Origin of the sequence: Amaricoccus tamworthensis, from assembly GCF_049800875.1 — a bacterium.
Lineage (GTDB): Bacteria > Pseudomonadota > Alphaproteobacteria > Rhodobacterales > Rhodobacteraceae > Amaricoccus > Amaricoccus tamworthensis.
In genome coordinates this window covers 785,803-805,569 of record NZ_JBNAFV010000001.1, presented here as the reverse complement: position 1 = coordinate 805,569, position 19,767 = coordinate 785,803, and the positions used below count along the sequence as shown (strand labels likewise).

Annotated in this window: 15 protein-coding genes and 1 tRNA gene; 11 read left to right on the top strand and 5 right to left on the bottom strand. The window is 64.4% G+C overall.

Translation table 11 applies throughout. The annotated features are described in order from the left end of the window. The first annotated feature begins 136 nt into the window (after nt 1-136). Nucleotides 137-1,399 (top strand): vWA domain-containing protein, encoded by a 1,263-nt coding sequence (locus ACP15P_RS03835; protein WP_424927172.1) that lies wholly within the window; start codon nt 137-139, stop codon nt 1,397-1,399. Nucleotides 1,400-1,539: 140 nt separating this feature from the next. Next, nucleotides 1,540-2,244, top strand: coding sequence for an SDR family oxidoreductase (locus tag ACP15P_RS03830; protein ID WP_424927171.1), 705 nt, complete (start codon nt 1,540-1,542; stop codon nt 2,242-2,244). 64 nt (nt 2,245-2,308) lie between these two features. On the opposite strand, the gene ACP15P_RS03825 is transcribed toward ACP15P_RS03830, so the two are convergent. After that, nucleotides 2,309-2,857 (bottom strand): VPEID-CTERM sorting domain-containing protein, encoded by a 549-nt coding sequence (locus ACP15P_RS03825; RefSeq protein ID WP_424927170.1) that lies wholly within the window; start codon nt 2,855-2,857, stop codon nt 2,309-2,311. A 248-nt stretch (nt 2,858-3,105) separates the two neighbouring features. Between ACP15P_RS03825 and ACP15P_RS03820 the strand changes: the two genes are divergently transcribed. Continuing rightward, nucleotides 3,106-4,104, top strand: a complete 999-nt coding sequence (locus tag ACP15P_RS03820; RefSeq protein WP_424927169.1) for an XdhC family protein — start codon at nt 3,106-3,108, stop codon at nt 4,102-4,104. Nucleotide 4,105: 1 nt separating this feature from the next. Then, nucleotides 4,106-5,746: an NTP transferase domain-containing protein gene (locus tag ACP15P_RS03815; protein WP_424927168.1), complete on the top strand. Its 1,641-nt coding sequence runs from the start codon at nt 4,106-4,108 to the stop codon at nt 5,744-5,746. Nucleotides 5,747-6,231: 485 nt separating this feature from the next. On the opposite strand, the gene ACP15P_RS03810 is transcribed toward ACP15P_RS03815, so the two are convergent. The 4 genes from ACP15P_RS03810 to ACP15P_RS03795 all read right to left on the bottom strand — a co-directional run bounded on the left by ACP15P_RS03810 (nt 6,232) and on the right by ACP15P_RS03795 (nt 12,676). Continuing rightward, a complete protein-coding gene (locus tag ACP15P_RS03810) occupies nt 6,232-6,831 on the bottom strand; it encodes a LolA family protein (RefSeq protein ID WP_424927167.1) in 600 nt (199 codons plus the stop codon). Between the two features lie 294 nt (nt 6,832-7,125). After that, nucleotides 7,126-9,759 (bottom strand): DNA translocase FtsK, encoded by a 2,634-nt coding sequence (locus tag ACP15P_RS03805; RefSeq protein ID WP_424927166.1) that lies wholly within the window; start codon nt 9,757-9,759, stop codon nt 7,126-7,128. Between the two features lie 8 nt (nt 9,760-9,767). After that, nucleotides 9,768-10,970, bottom strand: a complete 1,203-nt coding sequence (locus tag ACP15P_RS03800) for an aminotransferase class I/II-fold pyridoxal phosphate-dependent enzyme (protein WP_424927297.1) — start codon at nt 10,968-10,970, stop codon at nt 9,768-9,770. A gap of 371 nt (nt 10,971-11,341) precedes the next feature. Beyond that, complete coding sequence (locus ACP15P_RS03795) at nt 11,342-12,676, bottom strand: amidase (protein ID WP_424927165.1); 1,335 nt, start codon at nt 12,674-12,676, stop codon at nt 11,342-11,344. Between the two features lie 50 nt (nt 12,677-12,726). Between ACP15P_RS03795 and ACP15P_RS03790 the strand changes: the two genes are divergently transcribed. The 7 genes from ACP15P_RS03790 to ACP15P_RS03760 all read left to right on the top strand — a co-directional run bounded on the left by ACP15P_RS03790 (nt 12,727) and on the right by ACP15P_RS03760 (nt 19,766). Continuing rightward, nucleotides 12,727-13,989 carry an FAD-dependent monooxygenase gene (locus tag ACP15P_RS03790; protein WP_424927164.1) on the top strand — a complete coding sequence of 421 codons (1,263 nt, stop codon included), beginning with the start codon at nt 12,727-12,729 and terminating at the stop codon, nt 13,987-13,989. 100 nt (nt 13,990-14,089) lie between these two features. After that, a tRNA-Phe gene (locus ACP15P_RS03785) sits at nt 14,090-14,164 on the top strand. A gap of 251 nt (nt 14,165-14,415) precedes the next feature. After that, on the top strand, nt 14,416-15,504 hold the full coding sequence (locus tag ACP15P_RS03780; RefSeq protein WP_424927163.1) for a LacI family DNA-binding transcriptional regulator: 1,089 nt from the start codon (nt 14,416-14,418) through the stop codon (nt 15,502-15,504). Further along, the gene (locus tag ACP15P_RS03775) at nt 15,501-16,763 is read left to right on the top strand and encodes a sugar ABC transporter substrate-binding protein (RefSeq protein ID WP_424927162.1); all 1,263 of its coding nucleotides are present in this window, start codon (nt 15,501-15,503) and stop codon (nt 16,761-16,763) included. Before ACP15P_RS03780 ends, ACP15P_RS03775 begins: the two co-directional genes overlap by 4 nt. A gap of 69 nt (nt 16,764-16,832) precedes the next feature. Further along, nucleotides 16,833-17,903 carry a carbohydrate ABC transporter permease gene (locus ACP15P_RS03770; RefSeq protein ID WP_424927161.1) on the top strand — a complete coding sequence of 357 codons (1,071 nt, stop codon included), beginning with the start codon at nt 16,833-16,835 and terminating at the stop codon, nt 17,901-17,903. Nucleotide 17,904: 1 nt separating this feature from the next. Further along, the gene (locus ACP15P_RS03765) at nt 17,905-18,786 is read left to right on the top strand and encodes a carbohydrate ABC transporter permease (RefSeq protein ID WP_424927160.1); all 882 of its coding nucleotides are present in this window, start codon (nt 17,905-17,907) and stop codon (nt 18,784-18,786) included. Further along, entirely contained in the window at nt 18,786-19,766 is a 981-nt protein-coding gene (locus ACP15P_RS03760; protein ID WP_424927159.1) for a glycoside hydrolase family protein, read from the top strand. The genes ACP15P_RS03765 and ACP15P_RS03760 overlap by 1 nt, the downstream gene beginning before the upstream one ends. The last annotated feature ends 1 nt before the right edge of the window (nt 19,767 follow it).

Below are 19,767 nucleotides of genomic sequence, written 5' to 3'. Positions count from 1 at the left end.
ACATTTCAACCCTCCCGCCCGGCGGTAACGCCGGGCAGCGCCGACCCTCCCCCAGGAGGCGCTATCGCGCCACCAGGGTCAGCGCTGCCCTCCGGTTATGGGCGGAAGCGTTTCTCATGGCTGGACACCCGACCCCATGCCTGACCCCATCCCCATCCTCGAAAACGGTCACCTCGCCCAAAACATCACCCATTTCGCCCGCGCCCTGCGCCGCGCCGGCCTGCCCGTGGGCACCGGCCGCGTGGTGGACGCCATTCGCGCCGTGGAAACCGCGGGCTTCACCAACCGCACCGATTTCTACCACACGCTCCAGGCCTGTTTCGTCAGCCGCCCCGAGCACCGCGAGGTCTTCTCCCGCATCTTCCAGCTCTACTGGCGCGACCCGCAGTTCCTCGAGCACATGATGTCCATGCTCCTGCCCATGGTGCGCGGCGTCAACGAGCCCGAGGACCCCAAAGCCGCCGACCGCCGCGCGGCGGAAGCCCTGCTCGACGGCGCCGATGAGCCACCCCCGCCGCCCAAAGCGGAGGAGGGCGAGGAAATCCAGATCGACGCGAGCCTCACAGCCTCCACCGACGAGACCCTCAAAAACATGGATTTCGAGCAGATGTCCGTTGCGGAAACCGCCGATGCCAAACGCGCCATCGCACGGCTCGACCTCGCCATCAAACCCCTGACCAGCCGCCGCACCGCGCCCGATCCGCGCGGCCACGTCCCCGACTGGCAGGGCACCATGCGCGCCACCCTGCGCGCGGGCGGAGAAATGCGCCAGCCCCGCTTCCGCGCCCGCCGCACCCGCCCGCCCAATCTCGTGGCCCTCTGCGACATTTCCGGCTCCATGTCCTCCTATTCCCGAATGCTGCTCCATTTCCTGCACGCCGTCTCGAACGCGAAGGGCGCGGGCTGGGCCCAGGTGCACGCCTTCACCTTCGGCACCAGGCTCACCAACATCACCCGCCACCTGCGCCGCCGCGATGTGGACATGGCCCTGGAGGCCGCCGGGCGCGAGGCCCGCGACTGGGAGGGCGGCACCCGCATCGGCGCCTGCCTGCACGAGTTCAACCGCGACTGGTCCCGCCGCGTGCTGGGGCAGGGCGCGGTGATCCTGCTCATCACCGACGGCCTCGACCGCGACGACCCTGACCGCCTGGCCGCCGAGATGGAACGTCTCCACCTCTCCGCCCGCCGCGTCATCTGGCTCAACCCGCTGCTGCGCTGGGACGGCTTCTCCGCCCGCGCCCGCGGCGTCCGCGCCATGCTGCCCCATGTGGACAGCTTCCGGGCCTGCCACAGCCTCGCCTCGCTCTCGGACCTCACCAACGTCCTGACCGCACCTGAAAACGCCGTCGAACGGCACCGCCTGAAACGGATGCTCGACGCCCCCTCAACCGCTGCCTGACCCGGCATCGCGGCGCCGCGGGTGCAATAGAATATCTACACGCAGGCAACAGCCCATCTGGCTGGCCCGTCACTCCCCTGGCCCCTATCTTCTCAACAACAGACCGAAAACCACATTCCGGCCAGTGAGGAGACACCATCATGACAGCAGAAAAAACAGCCCTGATCACAGCAGGCGGCAGCGGCATGGGCGCGGGCGCCGCAAAACGCCTCGCCGCGGACGGCTTCAAGGTCGGCGTCCTGTCCTCCTCCGGCAAGGGCGAGGCGCTCGGCGAAAGCCTCGGCGGCTTCGGCGTCACCGGATCAAACCGGTCGGTCGATGATCTCGCCCGCCTCGTCGACGGCGCGATGGAGAGATGGGGCCGCGTGGACGTTCTGGTCAACTCCGCCGGCCACGGCCCCAAGGGCGACATTCTCGACATGACGGACGATGACTGGCACGCGGGCCTCGATGTCTACCTGATGAACGTCATCCGCCCGACCCGCCTCGTGACCCCGGTCATGGCCGGGCAGGGCGGCGGCGCGATCATCAACATCTCAACCTTCGCCGCCTTCGAGCCCGACCCGCTTTTCCCGACCTCGGGCGTCTTCCGCGCAGGTCTCGCAGGCTTCACCAAGCTCTACGCCGACAAATACGCCGCGCAAAACATCCGCATGAACAACGTGCTGCCCGGCTTCATCGACAGCCTGCCTGAAACGGAGGTCCGCCGCGCCCGCATCCCCATGGGCCGCTACGGACGGGAAGAGGAGGTGTCGTCGCTGATCGGCTGGCTCGCCTCGGACGATGGTGGCTACGTCACCGGCCAGAACTGGCGCATCGACGGCGGCCTCACCCGCTCCGTCTGAGCACGCAAAAACAGGCGGAAGCGGTCAACCCGCTTCCGGTCTGGCTTCCAAAAATACTGTCAGGTTAAACCCGGCGACGGCCCCGCAGAAACGCCAGCATACCGCCCAAAGCGGCCAAAGCACCCAGCCCCGCCGATGCGTCAATCTCCGGCACGGCCGTGCCGTAATCCGGGTCGGTCGTAATCACGCCACTCACCAGCGTGCGCTCAATCGGTCCAATCACCGAACAGGCCGCATTGCCGCAGGTCGTTTCGTATTTCAGCCCGCCAACCGCGTCGATCGTGCCTTCCGCATACATCACGCCCCAGAGCTGCGACCACATGGTCCCGGTGCCGGTCAGATCCGCCGCAGGCTCCTCGATCATGTAAAGCAGGCTCGCGCCCGAGCGCGGCGTCATCGCGGTATAAACCCGGTTGACCGAGCCCGTGTCGCTGAAGGTCGTCACGTCCACATTGCTGAACTGGCGGGAGGTGAAATCATAGTCGAACAGCCCTTCGGCCGTGCCACCATCGTCAAACACCCATTCCCGCAAATGCCAGGTCAGTGCATCGGCGGGTGCGGTCCAGACCGGAAGAACCAAAGCGGCGGCGGCCAACAGCCTGACTGAGTTCAAACGCAATTCCTGTCACTCCCGGGCAAACCATTTAAAGCCACCGAAGCCCGCCTCCAGGCGCAGCTCCACGGTCCGAACGGGTTCTCCGTCCAGCATCCGGCAATAGACACGGCGAAGGTGAACAAAAACTTAACCGCCAGTTTACCGTGTTTTGCCCGCCATCCGCGCGCAACTCCGATGGAAATTGCTCCGCGTCATGCCTATATTTCGCCACGGAGATACACCTTACGGGCAACCGGAGCAGCGAGATGGTGGGGCACGACGATATTCCCGAAACGGCGCTCGCCTGGGCGGATGAGGGCCAGGGCGTGGCGATTGCAACCGTGGTGGAAACCTGGGGTTCCGCCCCGCGCCCCCGTGGCTCCCAGTTGGCCATTAGCGCGGGCGGCACCATGGCCGGCTCGGTCTCCGGCGGCTGCGTCGAGGGCGCCGTGGTGGCCGAGGCGCTCGACGCGATTGAAAACGGCGAACCCACCATCCTTGAATTCGGCGTCAGCGACGACGAGGCCTTCGCCGTCGGTCTTGCCTGTGGCGGCCGCATCCGCGTACTCGTGGAACCGGTTGGCGTGGGGCAGGGGCCCGACCGTCAGCTTCTCGCGGATCTCGTCGCCGCCCGCGCCGCCCGCCGCCCCGCCGTCTACTGCGTGAACACCGAAACCTGGGAACGCCGGCTGGCCGACGCCACCGACCCCGATCTTGGCGAGGCGGTCGAATCCGCACTTCTGCGCGACCGCTCCGGTTTCGAGGGCGACTGGTTCCTCGGCACCCACAACCCGCCCCTGCGGATGGCAATTGTGGGCGCGGTCCACATCGCCCAGGCCCTCGTCCCCATGGCCCGCATCGCCGGTTACGATGTGGTTGTCATCGACCCCCGCGGTGCCTTCGCCAGCGAGGAGCGTTTCCCCGACACCAACCTGCTTGAGGACTGGCCCGACGAGGCGCTCCAGGCCTGGGGGCTCGACACCCGCACCGCCGTGGTCACGCTCACCCACGACCCCAAGCTCGACGACCCGGCCATCATCGCCGCCCTGAAATCCGACATATTCTACCTGGGCTGCCTCGGCTCCACCCGCACCCATGCCAAACGCGTCGACCGTCTGCTGGAAGCCGGTTTCACCCGCGACGACATCGCCCGCATCCACGCCCCCATCGGCGCAGATATCGGTTCCTCCTCCACCGCGGAAATCGCCGTCTCCATCCTCGCCCAGATCACCGAGCGTCTGCGCCGCCCGGACACGAGGCCCTGACATGCGCTTCGGTCCGGTCCCCGTCGCCGAGGCGGAGGGCGCCATCCTCGCCCATTCGATGCAGGCAGGCTCCACCAAACTCAAAAAGGGCCACATCCTCAGCGGTGACGACCTCAAAACCCTGACCGACCAGGGCACCACCACCGTCTGGATCGCCCGCCCCGACGCCGAGGACGTCATCGAGAACGCCGCCGCTGAAACCCTCGGCCACGGCCTCTTCCCCGACCCGCAGGCGCATGGCCTGACCATGACCGACGCCTTCGCGGGTCGCGTCAATTTCAAGTCGAACACCTCCGGCCTCTTCACGGTGGACCCCGCCGCCATCCAGGCCTTCAACACCGTCGATCCCGCCATCACCATCGCCACGCTGCCCAACCACACCCGCGTCCGCGAAGGCCAGATGACCGCGACCATCAAGATCATCCCCTACGCCGTGAACCGCGCCGGCATCGACACGGTTCTCGCCCGCACGGCCCCCGCGCCGTTTTCCGTCCGCGCCTTCAAACCCGGTACGGCCACGCTCATCCTGACCCGTACGCCGGACACCCCCGACAAAATACTCGACAAGTCCATCCGCACCCTCGAAACCCGCCTCTCGGCCCTGGATGCCAGCCTCATCGAGACCGTCACCGTCCCTCACGAAACCGACGACGTGGCCAGGGCGGTCGCGGAGGCCAAAGGCGACATGATCCTGATCCTCGGGGCTTCCGCCACATCCGACGCCGCCGACACCTGTCCGGCGGGCCTTGTCGCGGCGGGCGGCACGCTCACCCGGTTCGGCATGCCTGTCGACCCCGGCAACCTGCTCTTCCTGGGCTGGTACAACACCCGTCCCGTCATCGGCCTGCCCGGCTGCGCCCGCTCACCGGCGCTCAACGGGGCCGACTGGGTGCTCGAACGCCTGGCGGCGGGCATGGAGGTCGGCTTCGATGACATCGCCGCCATGGGCGTGGGCGGTCTGCTCAAGGAAATCCCGGCCCGCCCGCAGCCCCGCGCCGCCCGCGAGGCCCGACCCGCAAAAACACCCCAAACCACCGCCATTATCCTCGCCGCCGGGGCCAGCCGCCGGATGCGCGGCACCGACAAGCTGCTGGAGCAGGTCGACGGCAGCTCCATCCTGCGCCGCACGGTTGAGACCGCCTGCGCCTCCCGCGCCGATCAGGTCCTGGTCGTCCTGCCCCCCGATCCCGGAAAACGTCTCGCGGAGGTCGAGGGCGCGGACACCGGCGCCAAACCCGTCCGGACCATCACCGCCACCAACGCCACTGAGGGCATGTCCGCCTCGCTTGCCACTGCCGCCGCCCGGCTCGGCCCCGACACCGACGCCGCCATTGTGCTTCTGGCCGACATGCCCGAACTGGACCACGACGCCATCGACAGCCTCATCGCCGCCTACGACCCTGCCAAATCCCGCGAGATCTGCCGCGCCGTCACTGCCGACGGCACCCCCGGCCACCCGGTCCTGTTCGGCTCCCGCTTCTTTGAGGCTCTCGGCGCCGTGACCGGCGACATCGGCGCCCGCGAGGTCCTGCGCGCCTCACCCGGTTTCGTCCACGACGTCCCAACCCCCGGCCGCTCCGCCACCATCGACCTGGACACCCCCGAAGCCTGGGCCGCCTGGCGCGCCGGGGAGGGCGGCTGACGACTTACGGCTTATTACAGGGAGGCATCGCAGACCGCTTCGTCGCCGGGTATTAGGAACAGGTCCTGTGACCATCCCCGGCGTGTCGGCACGACACGCCATGCCCGACTTTCCCCCCGGGAGGGCATCCTGACGTCGGCAACCGCTCAATGGCTTCAGTAGCTTAACCGACCCGCGCTGAACACCCGGGTCGAAGCCCTCCCAAAGTCGGTCATGGCGCGTCGCGCCTCGGGTCAGGGTAAAGGGCTTCCGCTCATTTCAACACGGCACCGCTGTTCAATTGGACCAAGAGGCTCCAACCGTCCCGCCCGGCGGCCACGCCGGGCTGCGCCGGCCCTCCCCCAGGAGGCGCATTCGCGCCCCCAGGGTCAGCGCTGCCCTCCGGCAACTTTCCCGAGGGAGGGGAACCCCCTCCACAACTCCTACTGCCTCCATTACAATCGCACCGCAAAACTCACACGGTCCCGCCCGCACCCAGTCGTCCCCTACCGGTACTTCGTCGCCTCAAGCTCCAGGTTGAACAGGGACCGCGACACCTGCGCGCCCTCGGTCATGCTCTCAACCTCGATCTTCGTGCGCTGGCCGTTTTTCATCTGCACGACCCACTGCCGCAACTCCACCGGCCCCGTGCCAAAGGTCATGACCAGCCGCCCCTCATCGGGCGCGCGCGGATCGACCACCGTGATATGCGTCCCCGCCGCATCCTCCGTGGCCCCCAGCACCAAACCCGGTTCCGCGAGGCTCACGTCATCGCGCAGCAGCATGTAAAGCGGCGTGCGCTTGAGCGGATAGCGCGTGGGGTTGCGGTTCGATTTGGGGTCAAACACCCCCACCCAGGACCCGTCCGACACCACCATCGCGCCTTTCGGGCTGTCATACTCAAACCGGATGCGCCCCGGTTTCGCCAGCATGAACTGCCCGGTCTGCACCGAGCCATTGGGGTTGGTCTGCGTGAACCGCCCCGTCGCCGTGCGCAGGTTTCGCAGATAGGCGTCAATGTCCGCCACATTAACGGCAGCCCATGCCGGCACCGCCGCCACACCCGCCAGGGCGCCCGCGCCCAGAATGAAATCACGTCTTTTCATGGTCACTACCTAATCCCAATCCCCATGCCGCGCACCACATTTCCGATCACGCTTTGGGGAACGGAGCAGGGGAGGGGGCGGTTCCATTCAGCCTGATATGACGCGTGGCAAATCGGGCCGCGACTGCCCTGCCGGGGGCGGTCGCGATCCCGCGACCACCAGGGCAGTCCCGTCCTGATCCAGTCGACCGGGCTGAACCCAACCCCCCTTGACCTCCGCGCCAGCGCTCCGGTCAAACCGATCGCGCGGCGCTCCCCCGGAGCCCCGCCCGTTGCGATCGTTACAGCGAAATGCTCACCGCTCCGGGATCAGAACCTCGCGCTTGCCCACGTGGTTGGCCTGGCTGACGACGCCCTCGTCCTCCATCTGCTCGACGAGCTTGGCGGCCTTGTTGTAGCCGATGGACAGCTTGCGCTGAATGTAGGACGTCGAGCACTTCCGGTCCTGGGCCACAATCGCCACGGCCTGGTCGTAAAGCGCGTCCTCGCCATTGGTGTTGCCACCGAGCCCCAGAACCGCGTCGATCTCCGACTGCTGGTCCGCTTCCGGCCCGTCAACCACGCCGCTGTCATATTCCGGCGGGCCGAGTTCCTTCAGATGCCGCACCACGTCCTCGACCTCCTCGTCGGAGACAAACGGCCCGTGAACGCGGGTGATCCGGCCACCACCGGCCATGTAAAGCATGTCACCCATGCCCAGAAGCTGCTCGGCCCCCATTTCGCCCAGAATGGTGCGGCTGTCGATTTTCGACGTCACCTGGAACGAGATACGCGTGGGGAAGTTCGCCTTGATCGTACCGGTGATCACATCCACCGAAGGCCGCTGCGTCGCCATGATCAGGTGAATACCCGACGCACGCGCCATCTGCGCCAGACGCTGGATGCAGGCCTCGATCTCCTTGCCCGCCACCATCATCAGGTCGGCCATCTCATCGACGATCACCACGATGAACGGCATCGTCTCGGGGGTGAACTCCTCGGTCTCGAAGATCGGCTCGCCCGTGTCCTCGTCAAAGCCGGTCTGCACCGTGCGGGTGAAATCCTCACCCTTGGCCAGGGCATCGCGCACGCGGGCATTGTAGCCGTCGATGTTGCGCACACCCATCTTGGACATCTTGCGGTAGCGTTCCTCCATCTCCGCAACCGTCCATTTCAGCGCCACCACGGCCTTCTTCGGATCGGTCACCACGGGCGAGAGAAGATGCGGAATGCCGTCATACACACTCAGTTCGAGCATCTTCGGGTCGATCATGATCAACCGGCAGTCCTTCGGCCCCAGCTTGTAGAGCAGGCTCAGGATCATGGTGTTCACGGCCACCGACTTGCCCGAACCGGTCGTACCCGCGATCAGAAGATGCGGCATCCGCGCCAGGTTCGCCACCACCGGCTCACCACCAATATCCTTGCCCAGAGCCAGCGGCAGGGAATGCGGGCTGTCGCCATACTGTTTCGCAGACAAAATCTCGCGCAGCAGAACCTTCTCGCGCTTCTCATTGGGCAGTTCGATACCGATCACCGAGCGGCCCGGAATGGTCGACACGCGACAGGCCAGCGCCGACATCGACCGCGCAATATCGTCCGACAGACCCATGACCCGGCTTGCCTTCAGCCCGGCCGCGGGCTCCAGCTCATACATGGTCACGACCGGACCAGGCCGGATCGAGACGATATCCCCGCGCACGCCATAGTCATCCAGAACGGTCTCCAGCATCCGCGCGTTCTCTTCCAGCGCCTCATCCGAGAGCAGATGCCGCTCAATCGCATCGGGGCTTTCCAGCAGCGACAGGCCAGGCTCCTCATATTCCGCCGCATCGCCCTTGCCGAACAGCTCCGGCTGCTCCTCGGACCGCGCCTTCGCACTTTTGCGCAGCTTCGTCGTGCGGCTTTTCTGCACCCGTGGCTCCGCCGCCGGGGCAGGGGGGGTGGCCCGCATCACCGGCTCCGCATGTTCGATCACGTCGTCATCATCATCGGCCTGGTCGGAGGTCAGCGGCGGAATGGTCCGCGAGCGCGCCACGCGGCCCGCCGCATCGGCCTCGGCGCGGGCTTTCACCGCCGCCGTGATCTTGGCCATGATGCTGTCCTCGGCCTCATCCTCATCCCGCGTCTCAGGCTCCGGTGTCGGCTCCGCCCGGCGTGGTTTCGCGACCACTTCCGGCTCACTCTCCGCCGCCTCAAGCCGCCGCGCCCGGCGTTCGGCCGCATAGGACTGGGCCGACCGTGCGCCCTTTGCCGCACCATCCACCGCATGACCCGTCAGCTTCAGCGCCGTCATCCAGACCATGCGCAGGAACGACCGCACGGCTACGGAAACAACAATCGCGCCCTGACGCAGGTAATCCATCAGCACAAGCGTCTCGAACCGGTTGATCCCCAGCGCAAAACCGCCCGTCAATACCAGCAGCACCGCCAGAACCAGCGACGCCACCAGCAGGGCATGTTCCACCGGCAACGGAATGGCCGCCACCAGTTCACTCGACACCGCATCGCCCAGCAGCCCGCCAAGCCCGTAATCATGGGGCCAGGCCGCGCCCGGCACATGGGTCGAGGCAAAGGCCGCGCCGACCAGAATGGCAATGGGTGTGGCGATATTCCGCGTCAACACCCGGTTGTCCCCGGCATGGAGCAGCATCCGCACACCCCAGACACCCAGCGCCAGCGGCACGCCAAACGCGGCCCAGCCAATCGCCCGGTGCAGCGGGTCGGCAATAAACGCCCCGATCAGGCCAAGCGCGTTTTGCGGCGGCGCATCCGTGGCGCTGAACAGGCTCGGATCATCCGGCGAATAGGTCCAGATCAGCGTGAAGGACAGAACCGACAGAAGCAGAAGGATCAGACCGATCAGCTCCGCACCACGTTTTCGCAGAGCCTCTTCCGTATCGCTTTCAATCAGGGGGGCGCGGCGTTTCGCCTTGGTACGGGATGCCATGTTCTTACTCAACCTTGCTCGTTTATGCCTTCGTCCAGAACGGACCGGATTTTTTCAAGGCCCTGCTCGACCTCGTCTGCCCCGGAAACCAGGGCTACTCGGATGAAACCCTCTCCGGGGTCACTGCCATCCCAGCTTTGCCGCGAAAGATAGGCCCCAGGCAGAACCTGGATCCCCGTTTTGCGGTAAATCTCCAGCGTCGCGACCTCGCTGTCCCACACGGGCAGCCACAGGAAGAAGCCGGCCTGGGGCGGCTGATAGCCCTCAAAGCCTGCGAAAACCCTGTCCGCGATCTCGAATTTTTCCCGATAAAGCCTGCGGTTTTCCTCCACATGGGCCTCATCGTTCCAGAGAGCCGCCGCCGCATATTGCAGCGGCTTCGGCTGGGGCGCGCAGAAATAGGAGCGCACCCGTTTGAATTCCTTAATGGTCTTTTCGCCACCCGCGACAAACCCCGACCGCAGCCCCGCCGCGTTCGACCGTTTCGAGAGCGAATGAAAAACCAGCAGACGCTCCGGATCGAACCCGCACACGCTGGCCGCTTCCAACGCGCCCATGGGCGGCGTGTCGCGATAGATCTCCGCATAGCACTCGTCGGCCAGCACCATGAAGTCATGCTTTTCGGCCAGCGCAAACAGCCTGCGCCAGTAAGCCTCATCCGCCACGCCCCCCTGCGGGTTCGAAGGCGAGCAAACGTATGCCAGCGTCGTCCGGTCCAGGATCTCCCGGTCCAGCGTCTCAAAATCCGGCAGGAAACCCGTCTCCGGCATGGCCGAAACGGGCACGGGTTCCGCGCCACTGGCCAGCGCCGCCGCGCCGTAACAGGGGTAATAGGGGTTGGGTATGATAATTGCCGGACGCCTCGAGTTTTTGTTTTCCGGCGACACTGCGAGCGCTGCGTTAAAAAGTCCTTCACGGGTGCCATTAAGCGTGATCACCTGCGTCTCCGGCGACACACTCACGCCGTACCGCCGCTCAAGCCAGCCCGCGATCGCCTCACGCAGTTCCGGGATGCCCTCATTGGGCGGATACCCGCGAAACCCCTCCGCATGTTCCGCCACCACCGGCCCTACAAAATCGGGCAGGGCGTGCTTCGGCTCACCGATGGTCATCAGAAATTCAGGGCCACCCGGCGTCTGCCCGGTCAGAAGCGCGCGCAGGCGCGGAAACGGGTATTCTGCCAGATCGGCAAACCTGTCTGGAAACTGCATAACATTGGCCTCGTTACCGGGATCATTCACGCCCCGTTGCGCCCAAGTCTACATGCCCGAACGCCCCCGGTCCAGATAATTGACCGGATGAGGACCGGAGCAGGGCGCTCCCCTCTTGACCCTTCCGCCCGGCGGCACCGCCGGGCAGCGCCTGACCCTCCCCCAGGAGGGCGCTCCGCCCCCCCCAGGGTCAGGCGCTGCCCTCAGGGGAAGTGCACCCGCCGACTTAGCCCGCTTAGCCCAAACCACTCCCAATTTCGGCCATTTTCGGCAAAACCCCGTGCAATCTGTGCCATTTGACTCACAATCTGTGCCAAATCCCTGCAGATCTGTGCCACTTCGGGACCGGTTTGTGCCACTTCCCGCACCAGTCAGGACAGTATCCGCTCCAACACCCGCGCCTGGCGCAGCAGCTTGCGATCCTGCCCCGCGGCGCCCATCGCCATGAGCCCAAAGCCAGGCATTTCCCGCACGGGCAGAGAAATTGCACATAATCCCAACAGGTTAGCGATCCTGGTGTTCCTCAGAACCTGAAGATTCACCTCCCGGAAGTAATCCCCATCCTCCAAAAGCCGCTCCACATTCGGTGGAGCCACCGGCGCGGTCGGCAAAATCACCAAGTCATACCCCGCCACATCCATCGCATACCGCGCGCGATACCCGTTAAGTCGTTGCCATGCCTTGATAAAATCGGATGCCGACCACACCCGGCCAATCTCAAACCGCGTCCGGACCTGGTCCGACATCGCACCCGGATTGGCGTCAATCTCATCCCCCCAGGTCGCCCAGGCCTCACTGGTGAAAACGCAGGAACTCAGGTCCAGAACATCCTTCAGATAATCCGGCCCGCCATAGGTCAGCCGAACGCCCGCATCCTCCAACATATTGACCGCATTGCCAAAATTCTCGGTCACCTCCATCTCCGTAGGCCCAATATCCTCCGTCCCGAGCACCAGAACCCGCAAATCCCGCGCCGGTATTTCCGCAAGGTCCGCCACCTTCCCATCGGTCAGTGCCGCCAGGATCAGCCCCGCATCCTCCACCGACCGGCACAGCGGCCCGATGGTGTCAAACCGCGGGCAGAGCGGCACAACCCCCTCCAAAGAAACAACTTTTTCCGTGGTCTTCAGCCCCACCAGCCCGTTCCACGCCGACGGAACCCGCACCGATCCCCCGGTATCCGACCCGATCCCGGCCACCGACAGCCCAAAGGCCACGGACGTCGCGGCCCCCGAGGACGACCCGCCCGGAGCCAGTTTTGCGTCGTAAACATTTGGCGGCGTTTGTGTTTTTGGATTCACGCCCAGCCCCGAAAACGCCAGTTCCGTCTGATGCGTCTTGCCCAGACACACCATTCCAGCCCGCGCCGCTCGCGCCACGACCGCCCCGTCCCGTTCCGGCACGCGCCCCTTGAGCAGCAGGCTTCCGCTCTCCGTCGGCACGCCCGCCGTGTCGAAAAGATCCTTCCAACTCAACGGGATACCGTCCAATGGCCCCCGCCGGACACCTTTCTGCGCCCGCTCCTGCGCCGCCGCCGCCTCCGCCCGCGCCCGATCCGCCGTGACATGCGTGAAGATCCGCCCAGTCTCCGGATGCTCCGAAATCGCGGTCAGATAGGTCTCCGTCAGATCCCGCGCATCAATCGCCCCATCCCCGAGCCCCCGGCCCAGTTCCGCCGCCGTCATCCATAACCAGTCCGTATTCATGTGGGCTCCTGTCGAGACATTTTTCCCGCAGCCTAATCCGCCCGGCCGGGATGGACAATTGCCGCGATCAGGGGATAATCGGATCCATGAAATTTGACTGTGACGTTCTGATCGTGGGCGGCGGCCTCAACGGCCCCGCATTGGCCCTGGCCCTCGCGGGTGGGGGGCTGTCGAGCATCGTTCTGGATGCCGCGCCCGAACCGGAAAGACGGGACGCGGACTTCGATGGCCGTGGCTATGCCCTGTCGCTTACGTCCCTGAAAATGCTGGGTGTTTTGGGTCTGCGCGACCGTATCGAGGACACGGCGCAGCCCATTGAGGCGATCACGATTTCCGATGGACGCGCCGGTGAGGGTGCGGCGCCTTGGCCGCTCCATTTCGATCAGGCCGAGATCGACGAGGCCCCGATGGGCGCTATTGTCGAGGACCGGCACCTGCGCCCCGCGCTCCTCGACGCGCTGGCGGAAACCGATCCGGTTCAGACCCGGTCGCGCGTGCGCGTCACTGACCAAAACGTGACCCCCGTCGGCGTCACCGTCACCCTGGACACCGGAGAGACCCTGTCAGCCCGTCTGCTGGTCGGCTGCGACGGCCGCAACAGCAGCGTGGCTGACCGTGCGGGTATTTCGCGGCTGGGCTGGGACTACGGCCAGACCTCGCTCGTGTGCGCCATTGAACACGATCTGCCGCACGAGGGCCGCGCCCACCAGTTCTTCATGCCGCCTGGCCCGCTCGCGATCCTGCCCCTGAAGGGAAACCGGTCCTCGATCGTCTGGACCGAGAGCAAAGAAAATGCACGCCAGATTAACGGGATGGACGAGGCCGCGTATATCGAGGTGCTGCGCCCCAGGTTCGGTGATTTCCTTGGGGAAATCCGTCTCGCGGGCAAACGCTATTCCTATCCGCTGGCCCTGTCGGTGGCCGATGCCTTCGTCGCAGACCGCGTTGCCCTCGCCGGTGACGCCGCCCACGGCATTCATCCTCTTGCCGGGCAGGGCCTGAACCTCGGCCTGCGCGACGTGGCGTCGCTCGCCGAAACGGTGGTGTCCGCCTCGCGTCTTGGCCGGGATATCGGGGCTCTGGATGTGCTGCAGGAATACCAGCGCTGGCGCCGGTTCGACACGGCCATGCTGGTCGCGGCGACGGATGGACTGAACCGGCTGTTTTCGAACGACAATCCGCTGATCCGTGCCGCCCGCGATGTGGGACTTGGGGTGGTCAACCGGATGCCGTCGCTCCGCCGTGGCCTGATCCGTGAGGCCGCCGGCCTGTCGGGAGATCTGCCACTGCTGCTGCGGGGCAGGGCCCTGTAAACCTTTCGTCACATTTGCGGGCGAATTTTGCGATTTTCCACTGGACAGCCCGCGCCGCCTGGACTAGTCAGTCCGCCGACGCAACGGCAAGCCGTAGCGGGCCCGGGTAGCTCAGGGGTAGAGCAGCGGATTGAAAATCCGCGTGTCGGTGGTTCAAATCCGCCCCCGGGCACCATCTCCATAAATTCCAAATAGTTGGCCGCTTGGCTGTTAAGTAAGGTTGCTTTTTGGTAGGCGCGGAAGCTTTTGCGTGCACGCCCGATGCCGTGCTCGTCTGTTCCCCGTATTCAGTCTGTATCTGGCGTTTCCGGTACCTGAGCCGCCGGAAATGCTGCGCACGTCACTCACAAAATTGACATGACACCGATGACATGACACGGATGTCATAAACGGGGATTCGCAGGATCCCTGGAATGGGAGGGGGTCTTGGCCACGATCTACGACGTCGCAAGACGCGCCGGGGTTTCGACGAAGACGGTGAGCCGGGTGCTCAACCGTGATGCCCCAGTAGCGGACAAAACGCGCGCGGCGGTCGAGCGTGCGATGGTCGAGCTCGAATACATCCCCTCGCTGGCCGCACGGTCGATGAAGTCGCAGAAATCGGGGCTTATTGGCCTGATCACGGGCGCTATCAGCACCGCCGCCGACACGCCCGCCGAGGCTGGGCTTCCGGAAATTCATATCGTTCAGGGCGCGCAGCGGGTCTTTGAGAACTCCGGCAAGACGCTGCTTATTTCCGACACCGGCGGCAATTCGGAGCGGGTGCCGCACCTGATCCGCACCTTTCGTCAACATCGGGTCGAGGGCCTGGTCTATGTGGCCGATCACTTCAAGCGGATCGATCTCGATCTTGCCGAAGGGTCGATGAAACTCGTTCTGGTGAACTGCATTGATGAGCGTGGAACGCCCGCGGTGGTGCCGGACGACGAAGACGGCCAACTTGCACTGACGCGTAGGGTCATCAAGGCCGGACATCGCCGGATCGCCTATCTGACGCTGGCACGCGCCGTACTGGCGACCGAGCGCCGCGTGGCGGGATACAGAACGGCGCTGGAAGAAGCGGGTATTGCTTTTGACGCCGATATGGTGGCCGCGTCGGAGCTTTTTGGAGCCATGGGCGAGCATCAGATGATCTGGGATGCGCTGGATAAGTTTCTGACCCATGCCAACCCGCCGACGGCGATCTGTTGCGGCAATGACCGGCTGGCGATGGCGGTTTACGGTATCCTGCGCGACCGCGGGGTCAGCGTGCCTGACCAGATTTCGGTGGTGGGCTACGATGATCACAGGCTGGTCTCGGAAACGCTGTACCCGGCTCTGACCACGGCCGAGCTGCCCTACAATGCCATGGGGGCCCGCGCCGCGGATCTGCTTCTGAATATGATCGCACAGCCCGGGAACGTGACGGCCACACAGCCGATCCACGTTCGGGGGCAGGTTGTCGAGCGGGCGTCGCTGAAGGCGCCGCCTGCTGAAGGAAATGTCTATCAACTGAGAGGGAGGAACCAACCTTGAAACACCTGAGAAACGCAACCGCGCTTGCGGTGATTGCCTGTGCCGGAACGGCCCAGGCCCAGACCGAGCTGAGCCTGTGGTATCACGGGGCCGGCAGCGCCAACGCCGAGGAAGCGCTGGTCAACCAGGTGGTGGATGAATTCAACGCAAGCCAGTCGGACTGGACAGTAGTGCTCGAGACCTTCCCGCAGCTTGCCTATAACGACGCGGTCGGCGCGGCGGCGCTGGCCGGCGAACTGCCCGATATCCTCGACGTCGATGGCCCGGTGATGCCAAACTGGGCCTGGGCGGAGTACATGCAGCCGCTTGGCATTGATGAGGCGAAGCTCGACGGCTTCCTGCCCGGTGCAATCGGTCGCTGGAATGGTGAGGTCTATTCGGTGGGTCTGTGGGATGCCGCCGTGGCGATGATGGCCCGTAAATCGGTGCTTGAGGAGAACGGCATTCGCATTCCGACGCTCGAGGAGCCCTGGACGCGCGAGGAATTTGACGGGGCGCTGCAGACGCTCAAGGATACCGGAAATTTCGAGTATCCGCTCGATCTTGGTATGGCCTGGACCGGGGAGTGGTATCCCTATGCCTTCTCGCCGTTCCTGCAGAGTTTCGGGGGCGATATTGTCGACCGGGATGGCTACCAAACCGCCGAAGGCGCGCTGAACGGGGATGCGGCCATTGAGTTTGGTGAATGGTGGCAGGGCCTGTTTGAGAATGACATGGCGCCCGGTACCAGCCAGGACGCCGCTGACCGGGAAACCGGGTTTGTCGAAGGCAAATATGCGCTGTCGTGGAATGGCAACTGGGCGGCGCTACCGGTTGTCGAGAAATTCGGCGACGACGCCCTGTTCCTCCCGGCACCCGATTTCGGCAATGGCCCGGTGATCGGGGGCGCGTCCTGGCAGTTTGGGGTTTCGGCCACCTCGGAGCATCCTGATGGCGCCCGGCAGTTCATAGAATTTGCCATCCAGCCCAAGTACCTCTCGGCATTTTCCGATGGCACGGGGCTGATCCCGTCCACGGCCGATGCGGCATCGGACACCAAAAACTACAATGAGGGCGGTGCTCTGGAAGTGTTTTATGAGCTCTCGGCAAACCAGGCGAAGCTGCGCCCCGTGACACCGGGCTACATCGTTCAGGCCAAGGTGTTTGAGAAAGCGCTGGCCGATATCGCCAATGGTGCCGATGTGGTCGATACCCTCGATGCGGCGGTGGATGAGATCAACGAGGACATCGAGAACAACCAGGGCTACGGCCACAACTGAACCTGAGGTCCGGCGCGGCGGCCGGTCCGCCGCGCCCGTCTGACCGTAGCATTGCAGGGGGAGGGGACAATGGCGTCGAAATTGACCCGGGCAAACCGCACCGGCTGGCTGATGGCGTTTCCGGGAGTGGCATTGATGACGCTTTTCATCATCGTGCCGTTCTTTCTGGCCTTCGCTTTTTCGCTGACCAATCAGCGGCTTGCGTCACCAAATGCCGCCGAATACGTGGGGTTCGAAAACTATTCCGACCTTCTTGGGGTGGCGGTGTTCACTCTTGAACCGGAACGTGATGACAGTGGCGCGGTGGTGCGCGACGGGGATGGCGAAATCGAGTACCCCCGCCTGCGAAACTTCACCCGCAACAATCCCGACTATCCCAACCTCGCCGGCAAGCGCGAATGGTTTTCATGGCAGAGCGGTGAGAACCGTGTTGTGGTTCTGGCGTCCGACGTGGTGTTCATGAAGGCTCTGGTCAATACCTTTACCTTCGTGCTGTTCGTGGCGCCGATTCAGGCGGGTCTCGCGCTTTGTCTGGCGCTGCTGATCAATCAAAAACTCTACGGGATCAACATCTTCCGGACGATCTACTTCATGCCGGTGGTGGTTTCGATCGTGGTTGTCTCGCTCCTGTGGCGGTTCATCTACTCGCCCGGGGACGGGCTTTTGAACAACGTGCTCGGCTGGCTGACCTTCGGTGCCTTTGAGGGCATCGACTGGCTCGGCCGTACCGATACCGCGCTGCCGTCGATCATGGCGATGTCGATCTGGCAGGGCGTCGGGTTTCAGATGGTGATCTGGCTTGCCGGGCTTCAGAATATTTCGCCCACGCTCTATGAGGCGGGCGAAATTGAGGGTGCGTCTAAATGGCAGACCTTCCGCTACATCACCTGGCCTGGCCTTCGAAACACGGCGGTTCTGATCCTGATCGTCATAACCATGCAGGCTTTCGCACTGTTTGCCCAAATCGACGTGATGACCCAGGGCGGGCCGCTCGACAGCACGCAGGTTCTGGTCTTCCAGGCCGTGGAGCGCGGCTATGGCAAGCAGGACATCTCGGGCGGATCGACCATCAGTGTGATCCTCTTTGTGATCGTGCTCTCGATCTCGCTGGTTCAGCGCTATCTGACGAGGGAGAAGTAACATGGCCGTCGTCAAAGCCGACAATCGCGGGTTGCGACTGGCATCGCGCTATGCCGTCCTGATCCTCGTTGCGATCATCTTCATCTTTCCGCTGCTGTTCATGGTGATGTCGTCGCTCAAGCCGTCGTCGCAACTTCTTTTGGACACCAAGAGCCTGCGCGCCTTCCTGCCGGTGGGCGAGCTGTCACTGCAGAACTACACCGACGCCTTTGTGCGCGCGCCGATCGCGGTGTTTGTGCTTAACTCGGTGCTAATCACCGGGGTTACCGTGCTGCTCTGCCTTTTCGTCTGCTCGCTGGCGGCGTTCGCTTTTGTTTTCGTCGACTGGAGTGGCAAGGCGGTGATCTTCTCGATCCTGCTGGCGACGCTGATCATCCCCTATGAGACGATCTTCATTCCGCTGTTGCTGATGGTCTCGCAACTGCCCTGGGTTGGCCTGGAAGGCTTTGAGCTTGGCTGGCTTAACACCTACCGCGTGCAGATCGCGCCGTTTATCGCCGACGCGCTGTCGATCTTCCTCTTCGTGCAGTTCTTCAAGGACCTGCCCAAGGAGCTGATCGAGGCGAGCCGGGTTGAGGGGGCGTCCTGGTGGACGATCTACCGCCGGGTGGTCATGCCGCTTTCGGGGCCGGTCATTGCCACCGCCGCCATTCTGAAATTTCTGTTCATGTACAACCAGTACCTCTGGCCGCTGATGGTGGTGCAGGAAGAGGCGATCCGCCCGGTGATGGTGGGGCTGGGATATTTTACTGATCAGCTCAACGTGCCCTGGGGGGAAGTCATGGCCTATCTGACCGTGATCACTGTCCCGGTCCTCGCGTTCTACCTGTCGCTGCAGCGGGTGTTCATCTCATCCGTCGCGTCAACGGGGGTCAAAGGCTGATGGGGTTCGCTCTTGAGGATAAATGGCTCTGGGACAGCTGGTACGTTCAGGATGGAGACCTGTGGCACGGTTTCTTCCTGGAGGCGCCGAAATCCATTGGCGACCCGGAGCAGCGGCACTGGAACGTGAGCTATCACCATGCAACCAGCCGCGATCTGACGGTTTGGGACAGTCTGGGCACATGTTTTGCCCCGGCGCCCACTCCGGCCTGGGATGACCTTGCCACCTGGACCGGATCGGTCGTTCGCGGCGATGACGGAAAATGGCACCTGTTCTACACCGGCGTCGCGAGAGCGGACAACGCGCGGCGGCAGCATCTGGGCCACGCGGTCAGCGCCGACCTGCACAACTGGGAGCGGGTCGGCGACGGGCGGATGTTTGATCTCGCTCCGCCGTACGAAGATTATGTCGAAGGCAGATGGCATGAGCGGGCCTGCCGTGATCCCCATGTAATTCGCGACCCGGACGGCGATGGCTGGTTGATGTTTTTCACGGCCCGTGATGGCCGGGTCGATGATGGCATGGAGGCGGGCGCGATTGGATTTGCCACCTCGCCGGATCTTTATGAATGGACCCTGCAGGAACCCGTTTTCACGGGCGGTTTTGCGGAACTTGAGGTTCCGCAGGTCTTTGAGGCCGGGGGACGCTGGTACTGTCTGTTCTGCGTCGTGGCACGGTACTGGTCGCCAGGCACGATAAACATGGCGGGACCAGCAATGACCGGAACCCATTGCCTGATTGGCGAGAGCCCGCGCGGTCCATGGCGTGTTGCGCCGGCGCCGTTGCTGGACTGCGCGCCGTTCCCGAAGCGCTATGCCGCGCGCATTGTCCAAACGGACGCCGGCATGAAACTGCTCGGTTTCAACTGGTTTGCGGAAGAGGGCGGGCCGTTCCTGGGGGAGATCAGCGACCCGGTCGTGGTTGAAAATTCGGAAGACGGGCTGCTGCGCCTGGCGCTGCTTGCCGCGGAGGAGAAATGAA